At 44.2% G+C, this 9,275-nt stretch carries 8 protein-coding genes; 5 read left to right on the forward strand and 3 right to left on the reverse strand.

What is annotated here, in order from left to right; all coding sequences use genetic code 11:
- Positions 1-78: 78 nt before the first annotated feature.
- The gene (locus PseudUWO310_RS02835) at positions 79-2,013 is read right to left on the reverse strand and encodes an ATP-binding protein (RefSeq protein WP_142598834.1); all 1,935 of its coding nucleotides are present in this window, start codon (positions 2,011-2,013) and stop codon (positions 79-81) included.
- A gap of 141 nt (positions 2,014-2,154) precedes the next feature.
- Between PseudUWO310_RS02835 and PseudUWO310_RS02840 the strand changes: the two genes are divergently transcribed.
- The 3 genes from PseudUWO310_RS02840 (at position 2,155) to PseudUWO310_RS02850 (ending at position 4,872) form a co-directional block, all read left to right on the forward strand.
- On the forward strand, positions 2,155-3,285 hold the full coding sequence (locus PseudUWO310_RS02840; RefSeq protein WP_223805504.1) for a peptidylprolyl isomerase: 1,131 nt from the start codon (positions 2,155-2,157) through the stop codon (positions 3,283-3,285).
- 67 nt (positions 3,286-3,352) lie between these two features.
- Positions 3,353-4,327 (forward strand): PhoH family protein, encoded by a 975-nt coding sequence (locus tag PseudUWO310_RS02845; protein WP_142598851.1) that lies wholly within the window; start codon positions 3,353-3,355, stop codon positions 4,325-4,327.
- A gap of 260 nt (positions 4,328-4,587) precedes the next feature.
- Complete coding sequence (locus tag PseudUWO310_RS02850) at positions 4,588-4,872, forward strand: MoaD/ThiS family protein (RefSeq protein ID WP_142598838.1); 285 nt, start codon at positions 4,588-4,590, stop codon at positions 4,870-4,872.
- A gap of 10 nt (positions 4,873-4,882) precedes the next feature.
- Here the strand turns inward: PseudUWO310_RS02850 and PseudUWO310_RS02855 are convergent, their stop codons facing one another.
- A complete protein-coding gene (locus tag PseudUWO310_RS02855; protein WP_009627441.1) occupies positions 4,883-5,101 on the reverse strand; it encodes a DUF2949 domain-containing protein in 219 nt (72 codons plus the stop codon).
- Between the two features lie 671 nt (positions 5,102-5,772).
- On the opposite strand from PseudUWO310_RS02855, the gene PseudUWO310_RS02860 reads away from it, so the two are divergent.
- Entirely contained in the window at positions 5,773-7,806 is a 2,034-nt protein-coding gene (locus tag PseudUWO310_RS02860; protein ID WP_142598840.1) for a PAS domain-containing hybrid sensor histidine kinase/response regulator, read from the forward strand.
- Between the two features lie 91 nt (positions 7,807-7,897).
- Here the strand turns inward: PseudUWO310_RS02860 and PseudUWO310_RS02865 are convergent, their stop codons facing one another.
- Positions 7,898-8,164 carry a hypothetical protein gene (locus PseudUWO310_RS02865; RefSeq protein WP_142598842.1) on the reverse strand — a complete coding sequence of 89 codons (267 nt, stop codon included), beginning with the start codon at positions 8,162-8,164 and terminating at the stop codon, positions 7,898-7,900.
- A 211-nt stretch (positions 8,165-8,375) separates the two neighbouring features.
- On the opposite strand from PseudUWO310_RS02865, the gene PseudUWO310_RS02870 reads away from it, so the two are divergent.
- A complete protein-coding gene (locus PseudUWO310_RS02870) occupies positions 8,376-9,149 on the forward strand; it encodes a DsbA family protein (protein WP_223805505.1) in 774 nt (257 codons plus the stop codon).
- Positions 9,150-9,275: the final 126 nt, after the last annotated feature.

Below are 9,275 nucleotides of genomic sequence, written 5' to 3' on the forward strand. Positions count from 1 at the left end.
GGAAATTGAACACCAAACCCAGTAAGGGTTTTAAAATCACAAAATGGCGTAGCCATTTTGTGATTTGGTATGAGTTCCTTACAAGGGAATTTCAATCCGAAATTCGGTTCCTTCCCCAACTTTAGAGAAGCATTCCAATCTGCCTTGATGTTTCTCTACCACAATTTGATAGCTAATTGATAGCCCCAATCCTGTTCCCTTACCAACGGGCTTAGTTGTAAAAAAGGGATCGAAGAGCTTTTTCCGAATATCTTCAGGAATCCCATTGCCATTATCTATAATCCGAATCGCCACCATAGGCTGCTGATTTGGCTCTGTGGGCGGGGATGACTCGGTAATAATTGAGATTTCACTAGTAATATTGTTGTCAGCATGAGCCTCATCGATCGCATCAAGGGCATTGCTTAAAATATTCATAAATACTTGATTGAGCTGCCCTGCGTAGGCATCAACCATCGGGATATCGCCATAGCGCTTAGTTAAATTAATGGCAGGACGATCGCCATAGGACTTGAAGCGGTTTTGCAAAATGAGGAGGGTACTATCTAAGCCCTCATGGACATTGAAAGGTTTGCGTCCTTCCTGATCGGTACGTGAAAAATTGCGTAAAGACAGGACGATTTGACGAATGCGATCAGCTCCAATTTTCATGGATGTCAGCATCTTCGGCAGATCCTGTTGCAAAAACTCTAAATCAATCTCATCAAGGAATGCGGCAACCTCAGGGACGGGTTCGGGATAGTTTTTTTGATATAGGGCGATCGCCTCTAGGAGATGTCGCACAAAACGATTGGTATGGTTGAGATTGCCATAGATAAAGTTAACGGGATTATTAATCTCATGGGCGACCCCAGCCACCAGTTGCCCCAAACTTGACATTTTTTCCGTCTGAATGAGTTGGCTTTGGGTCTTTTGTAAATCCGCAAGTGCCTGTTCGATTAATAATGCTTGTGCTTGCGCATTGTGGGCATTGGCTTGCGCGGAATCAAATAATTCGGCTTGATCGATCGCGATCGCCAGTTGATTGGCGACAGCTTGCAATAGCTCCACCTCATCAGCACTCCAAGGACGACTGCCTTGGCAATGCGCCGCCACGATCACCCCCAATTTTTGTGATCGGGTCTTAATTGGTACGAGTAATTGCGAAGTAAACCCACTCTCCGAGAGGATCGTCCGACTGACGTTATCTAACTCCGAGCTAGTATAAATCGATTGAATTTGCACGATCTCTTGATTGATTAAGCGCTGCCCGACTCTAGTTAAACGGGATAGGGGATAGCTGACGGAGTTAGCGAGGGAGCTATGACTAACGGCATAATGCACTAGTTGAAACTCTGGGGGGTCGGTATTTGGCACATACCAAAAGAAATTACATAGATCGATGAGCAGCAGATCCTGAACTTCATTCACCGCCGTAGCAATGATCGTCTTGAGATCGAGGGAATTGCGGATCTGGCTCGCGAGGCGGCGATTTAACATTTCCTCGCGCCTCACCAAATCCTTATAACTTTGACGGGACTGCTCCAAGGCTCTCTCGGCGCGACGACGTTCCCACTGTTCCTTTTTGCGATCGCTAATGTCATGGGCCACAATCACAATATTTTTCACATCCCCGCGATCGTCCCGCATCACACTGCCCGATGACTCCAAGATCCGCCAAGTACCATCCTTGTGCTGCATTCGGTATTCTAATTTTTTACCTATTCCTGTTTTTAACGTCTCAGCCGCAGCTTCCAATACCTGAGCTTGGTCATCGGGATGGATTTTGTCATACGCCCATGTGCCCTTTAGCTCTGCCGATGTATAGCCGAGTACTCGATAGTAGGAAGGACTATTGTAAATGCGATAGCCCTGAGCATCGATCACCGCAATTAAGTCTGCCACATTTGCCATGATCGATCTAAACAAACGATCCTTTTGCAAGGCGGATAGGTCAGTTTCATCAAACTCACTATCGGTCTCACGCTCGGTGGTCTCATGCTCGGTGGTCTTGTCGATGCTTGCGTCCGCCATAGTGAATTTTTAAAGATAGGACAGCATGAAATCAAAATAAGTTTGCCTAACTGTGCAACCAAATGCAATAGCATTTTTTAAGTGGCTAATTTAGTTTTGGGTGCAATGTTAAATCTTAATTTAAATCTTAGTTTGGATCGTATGGATCGAACCAATAAACGGGAAAACAAACGGGAAAAACTCGTTTTACATCGATCTTGGTGGGCTCATGGCATAAAATTGGCGATCGCTTGTGTCTTGGTAATATCCCTGACAATGGGAGCAGCGATCGCCCCAAGTGTCGCCGCATTGCCTACCAAAAGCGCGATCAAGGATCCCCGCATCATCTTGAGAAATGCTTTACCCATAGACAGCGAAGTATTGCGAGATGTGCAGAAAACCTTAGAACAAATGCCTCGCCAAACAAATCTAAAGCGATGGAGCAGCCTTAAAAAAGATATTGAAACGATCTCGCGTACCCTAGTTCAAAATCAAGCCCAGTTAATTGCTGAAGTTAGTGCCGATCGCCAAGGATTGCTAACGGAACATTTGACCAGCTTAAGCAATTCTCTCGTCCCCCTACAGGAAGCAATTCTTGTCAAGGATCGCAACAATATCAAGGCTTTATCAGAAAAAGCTTTGGACTATGTAGGGCTCGCCGAAGCAGACTTGATCCAAACCTTCCCCTTTGAAGTACCTGCCCAGTATGCCTCCCTGCCTCAGCTGAAGGGACGCGCCCAAGTAGAGCTATCTACCGTCAAGGGTAATGCGATCATCACCGTCGATGGCTTCAATGCCCCAGTTAATGCAGGGCAATTTATCGACCTCGTACAACAAGGTTTTTACGATGGGCTAACCTTCACCCGTGCGGACGAAAACTATTACTTACAGACAGGCGACCCCAATGGCTCTATCGATGGTTATGTCGATCCAGCCACAGGTAAGTACCGAACTGTCCCCATTGAAGTCCGCCTTCCCGATCAAAAAATCCCCACCTATGGCAAAACCTTTGAGGAACAAGGATTGTCGGGAACTTTACCCGTACTTCCTTTTGCGGCTTTTGGCACTGTAGCGATGGCTCACCCCAATGACGATGCCAATGCTGGCTCCTCACAGTTTTTTATCTACCTATTTGAATCCGAGCTGACCCCAGCAGGATTGAATTTACTAGATGGTAACTATAGCGTTTTTGGTTATGTTACCGATGGCAAGGAAACTTTAGATAAACTAAGACTAGGCGACAAAATTTTGTCCGCCCGTGTTATTAGCGGTGCTGAGAATCTTGTCAAATAATTTTCCCAAACGTTTCCAATACGTTCGCGAAAATATTCCAGAAAACTTACAGAGGATTATGAATTTAATGGGTACTCCCCGTATCGAACCGTATATTTTGAGCCTGCCAAACCCTAGTAGTGCGATCTATCTAGCTGGGGCACGCGAAGAAAATCTCAAATTGATTGCCGAAGAGATCGGCGTACGGCTCGTATTACGGGGACAAGACCTATTAATTGATGGTACGACCGAGCAGATCGAACTCGTGGAAAAGTTGATTAGTGCCCTTAAACCCATGTGGTCGCAGGAAAAAACGATCGCCGCCGTAGATATTCGTGCTGCGCGTCAGGCGATCGTCGAGGATCGTTCGGGCGAATGGCGCGATCGGGCAACCATCTCCCGCAACCGCCGTGGGGACTCCGTGCAACCACGCACCTATCGCCAACAACAATACGTACAAGCGATGGAAACCAATGATTTAATCTTTGGTGTTGGTCCTGCGGGTACTGGGAAAACCTATCTTGCGGCTGTTGCTGCGGTAAGTGCTTTACAGAGTAACAAATTTGAGCGGATTATTCTGACTCGTCCTGCCGTCGAAGCAGGAGAGAGCCTTGGCTTTCTCCCTGGAGATCTTCAGCAAAAAATCGATCCCTATCTACGTCCTCTCTACGATGCTATGCATGAAATGATCGGCGCAGAGAGAGTTCCGCAGTTAATGGAGCGAGGAATTATTGAGGTTGCGCCCCTTGCCTATATGCGCGGACGTACCCTTAGCAATTCCTTCATCATCGTGGATGAGGCTCAAAACACCACGGCTGCCCAAATGAAGATGGTACTCACTCGACTGGGTTTCAAATCGCGCATGGTGGTAACGGGTGATATCACGCAGATCGATTTACCGCGCCATCAAAAGTCAGGCTTAATTGTCGCCATGAATATCCTCAAAGGAGTTTCAGGTGTCTCCTTCAACTTTTTTGATAAGAATGACGTGGTACGCCATCCCCTCGTCCATAACATTATTGCCGCCTATGAAGATGCGGAAAATGCCTCTTACTCTCAATAGTACCAATTTACGAAAGTGTTGTCCCACTTTCGTGAATTGGTATTATAGCTACAGTCACTTGACTTAGGACAAATCAAACCCGAAGAATTGACTGGCGGCGCTTCGCGCCGCCAGTCAATTCTTCGGGTTTATGTCCTAGTACAATTGGCGACAGCTATAACTAAAAACATGAACTAAAAACATGCTGATTGCAGCACTTTGTGCTGCAATCCCCTTAATGCTAACGATCTGGAACAAAAGACTGAAATTAAAGTAAAAATATGATCTGCGAACGAGACTCTGAAGATATTTCTGAAGATATTCAGGTTACGGTCAAGCTCTTTGCCATTTTTCAAGAAGTATTTGCTACTGATGAAATGCAAATGCATCTTAAGTCTGGTACATCGGTGTCGGAAGTATTCGATCGCTTAGTCAGTCAACATGGAAATCTAGAACAATGGCGATCGCTAACTCGTTATGCGATCAATCTAAATTTTGCTGAACCTCATACAATCCTCAACCATGGGGATGAGGTTGCACTTATCCCTCCTGTAAGTGGTGGATAGGCGGCTTTGCCTAGCTGCCCTGTCCCGACCAATCAAGTAAGCCACTAAATTGATGCAAATCAATAAAGCTAAGCTGTAACAAAATCATCAATAGAGGACCTTCTTGGCGTTCTTGCCAACGCTTGGCAACGGCCAATTGTTCGCGGTCAACGACCGACAACTCAAGCAGGTGTCTCTCTAAATCTTCTTGGCGACTAGCGATCGCGTATGTCTGGGAGTGATAACTCATTGAAATCAAATAACTAATTACTTAGGCAATTTGGATTAATAGCGTAGCGCACATTACCATATCTATCAACGTCCGTCAAAGTTATTTTTATAAGCTCCCTAATTCCGATGGGATAACCCTCTTTTAGACTTTATGTCCTGAGACAGTTGACGATAACTATAGCTGTCGTCAACTGTCTCAGGACATAAACCCCAAGAATTGACTGGCGGCGCTTTGCGCCGCCAGTCAATTCTTGGGGTTTGATTTGTCCTCATTCAAGTGACTGTAGCGATATAGTACAAATCTATGGCTCGGAAAGTCGTCTTGGCGAGTTACACTAAGGTTCAAAAAAATTGGCGAAATGCGACCTATATTCAGCTTTAAAAGCACATAATAAATTTAGTCCATAAATTTAGTCCATAAATTTAGTCCATAAATTTAAGTTAACGATCTCAAGTTAACGATCTCAAGTTCACGATCGCGCTAATGAACGAGTCTAAAACTTTGGCGATCGTGTTTTATACCAATTCACGAAAGTGTGACAACACTTCAGTGAATTAAAAAACAAACCCAGTAAGGTTTTGAGATTCCCAAAATGGCGTTGCCATTTTAGGAATGGGTATTAGATGCCTTTATAGATACTTTTATTAGATGCCTTTTTTAGTTTGCGTTGCTTTAACAACATTTCCGACATGAACAACCCTGAAGTTTCTGAAGAAATACCCATGCAAGACTGGCAAAGCCTCCAGCAAGAAGTTAAAGAATTACGCAAATCAGTCAATCGACTTCAGATAGAAAATAGCGATCTCGAAAATTCTCTATTAACCGCCGTTGAACATGGCGATCTTGTGGAATCAGAGCTTCTAGATGTAAATAAAAGGTTAAAAAGTGAAATTATTGAAAGAAAAATGGCGCAAGCCACGCTGCAATCAATTTTAGAAATTGTCTATCGAGATAAGAGTGATCTAGAAATCATGCTAGCGACCGCTACCGAGCATGGCGATGCGATCGAGTACGAACAATATAATCGTGCGGTCGAGACTATGCGCCAGAGTGAAGAGCAGTTTCGAGCGATCGCCGAATCCACCAGCATGGCGATGTTAGTCAGCCGTCTTACCGATGGCGCGATCGTCTATGCCAATACTAGCGCGGGGGAAATGCTCCAAAGAGAAATAAGCAGCCTACTTCAGAAGTCAATTAAGGATCTTTACTACCTACCCACCGAATGGGCGGATTTACAACAGCAATTTTTGCAAAGCCAGCGAGTCCGCGATTATGAAATTCGTCTGTGCCGATCTAATCAGGAGCCTCTATGGGTATTAGCTTCACTCCACTTACTATGGCTAAAAGGCGAACAGGTCTTGCTCAGCACTTTTTATGATATTACGCTTCTCAAACAGACAGAAATTGCTTTACGGGAGTCAGAAGCAAAATTGAGAGAACAGGCGAATCTACTGGAACAACGGGTGGAGGAGCGAACACTAGACCTCAAACAAGCAAAAGAAGCCGCAGAAGCGGCGAGTCTTTCCAAGGCAGCTTTTTTAGCAAATATGAGTCACGAGCTCCGCACACCACTCAATGCCATTCTGGGCTTTGCCCAGCTCATGCTCTACGACCAAGAGTTAAACGAGCAACACCAAACTGACCTCCAAACCATCTGTAACAGTGGTAATCATCTATTAATGATGATTAATGACATTTTGGAAATGTCAAAGCTTGAAGCTGGCAGCGTACTCTTGCGAGAAAAAGAATGTTATCTGTACCATATTATCGATACCGCAAGAGAAATGTTGTCGCTGAAAGCGCAGGAGAAAGGATTAGCCTTTGATGTGAATATTCAAATGGATGTTCCTCCATATATTCATACCGATGAAAGCAAGCTGCGCCAAGTTTTAATCAATTTAATTGGCAATGCGATTAAATTTACGGAAACAGGGCATATCTCATTGCGGGTATATGTGAAATCTATGCTCGAAAATATGCCATCCCAAGCCGCAGCTAGTCCCGATGAAGATCTAACCCGTATCCTTTGTTTTGAAGTAGAAGATACGGGCGCAGGTATTTCCGAATCAGAATTATCTATTCTATTTCAGCCCTTCGTTCAGACCGATTCAGGTAGGCGATCGCAAGAAGGCAGTGGATTGGGTTTATCGATTAGTTACAACTACGTGCAACTCATGGGTGGGCAGATGTCGGTCGCGAGTGAAGTTGGTGTAGGCTCAACCTTTAGCTTTCACATTCCGATAAAGTCTTTAGCCCTCTTTGAAGAGCCATCTATAAAAACACCCCATCGAGTCATTGGTATTGAGGGAGATCAGATCTACCGCATCTTAATCGCTGAAGATATTCGCCTTAATCGTCAGTTACTAACGCGAATTTTATCGCCACTCGGCTTTGATGTACGCGAAGTTAGTACGGGGCATGAGGCGATCGATGTTTGGAAATCTTGGGCTCCCCATTTAATTTGGATGGACACGAGAATGCCATCCCTCAATGGACGGGAAGCGGCTTCAGAAATAAGAGAAATCGAGTCCATAAATAATACTTTAGAATCCCAGAAGGTCAAAATTATCGCTTTGACGGCCAGTCTAGTTGACCTTAGAGAAGAAGATTTATACCTTTATGGTTTTGATGGGTTTGTAGCCAGACCATTTACTGAAGATAAAATCTTCGCAAGAATGGCTGAACATCTTAATTTGCAATACATTTACAGCGATAACAAATAGCTATATTTCTTGCAAGATACCAAAATCCAGCCCCAAGAAGAGAAGGTTGGCGCTTTGCGCCAACCTTCTCTTCTTGGGGCTGGATTTTCAATTAACGGATATAGGCTCGAAATGGCGATAACCTTTCAGCCAAGAGTTCTTGCATTCCCACAGTGTTATACACAGGGTTATTTTTATAATCTCCATAGAGGATGATATTGGCTAGGAATCCATTTACCCCACGAATATCCTCAATACGCTCAACGTATTTACAGTCTCTAATTGATGGATTATTTTTGCGCCAGTTCAGATATTCAGAATAGCTGCCTGCAATAACCAAAGTCTGTCCGCTGTTATGAATAGGAGTATTAGCAATCATTCTTATATATTATAAGTTATGTATCCAAGAATCTAAAAAATTTGTTAATTAAGTCTCAAAATTAATTGCCTCACCGAAGACATTAGGTAAAGTTAATATAAATTAACATATGTTGCTATCCCCCAGTAAGGTTCATTTGAAGTAGAGATGAAGTGGTGATCGTGTAGACTAAGACGGGAAGAATTACGCCTACTTTTTGTGATTACTTGGGATGTTTTCTGCAATGCGCCTCCAACCCTATTTATTGTCAGCCCTAGTCGCACTTCTACTGATCGTTACTAGTTGTGCTTCTTCAGGACAGTCCGCTAATGCTCAATTGTCTGATACGCAATTGGAAACGAAAGTTTTAGAGATTATTCGCAAAAATCCACAGGTGATTTTAGACTCGGTACAGTCTTATCAAAGAGCGCAGGCTCAACAAGAACAGCAGTTGCGAGATAAGGTGCTATCCCAAATTCGTCAAGAGCCCCGCTTGTTGTTACGTAATTCGCCCGTGACGGGTTCAGCGACCCAGAAAATTGTCATGGCGGAATTCTCGGATTTTGAATGCCCTTACTGCGCCAAGGCTCATGCTGTAGTGAAGGAGTTTATGGCAAAGAATCAGAATGATGTGACTCTAGTTTACAAGCATTTCCCCCTTTCGGAGATTCATCAACAGGCAGAGACTGCTGCTTTGGCGGCATGGGCCGCTTTCCAACAAGGCAAGTTTTGGGAATATCACAATGCTTTATTTGAAAGACAGACAGATCTCAGCGAGAGTTTTTATCTCGAACAGGCCAAGGCTTTGAATCTTGATATCGATCGCTTTAATCGCGATCGCCAAAGTCCTCAAGCAAAGGATGCCGTTAAAAAGGACTTTGAGTTAGGCAAATCCTTGGGAGTGCGCGGTACTCCTTCCTTTGTGATCAATGGCGTATTTTTCTCTGGCGCACCCACCGTCAATGATTTAGAAGGGTTAGTAGCTCAAATCAAGGCTGGCAAATAGGGCTTAATTAAATATAAAATCCTAAAACCTGCGGCGCACGCGCAGCGTGCGCCGCAGGTTTTAGCTCTGGATTTTAATTATGCTGAAGTACTTACATGAATTGAATTGAGGGATGAACGAGAGACG

It is taken from the genome of Pseudanabaena sp. UWO310 (assembly GCF_006861605.1).
GTDB lineage: Bacteria > Cyanobacteriota > Cyanobacteriia > Pseudanabaenales > Pseudanabaenaceae > Pseudanabaena.

Bases quoted from the DNA above. Each gene is read 5' to 3' on its own strand.
- PseudUWO310_RS02865 (WP_142598842.1), bottom strand. From the start codon at position 8,164: ATGATTGCTAATACTCCTATTCATAACAGCGGACAGACTTTGGTTATT.
- PseudUWO310_RS02845 (WP_142598851.1), top strand. From the start codon at position 3,353: ATGGGTACTCCCCGTATCGAACCGTATATTTTGAGCCTGCCAAACCCT.
- PseudUWO310_RS02835 (WP_142598834.1), bottom strand. From the start codon at position 2,013: ATGGCGGACGCAAGCATCGACAAGACCACCGAGCATGAGACCACCGAG.
- PseudUWO310_RS02870 (WP_223805505.1), top strand. From the start codon at position 8,376: ATGTTTTCTGCAATGCGCCTCCAACCCTATTTATTGTCAGCCCTAGTC.
- PseudUWO310_RS02855 (WP_009627441.1), bottom strand. From the start codon at position 5,101: ATGAGTTATCACTCCCAGACATACGCGATCGCTAGTCGCCAAGAAGAT.
- PseudUWO310_RS02850 (WP_142598838.1), top strand. From the start codon at position 4,588: ATGATCTGCGAACGAGACTCTGAAGATATTTCTGAAGATATTCAGGTT.
- PseudUWO310_RS02860 (WP_142598840.1), top strand. From the start codon at position 5,773: ATGAACAACCCTGAAGTTTCTGAAGAAATACCCATGCAAGACTGGCAA.
- PseudUWO310_RS02840 (WP_223805504.1), top strand. From the start codon at position 2,155: ATGGATCGAACCAATAAACGGGAAAACAAACGGGAAAAACTCGTTTTA.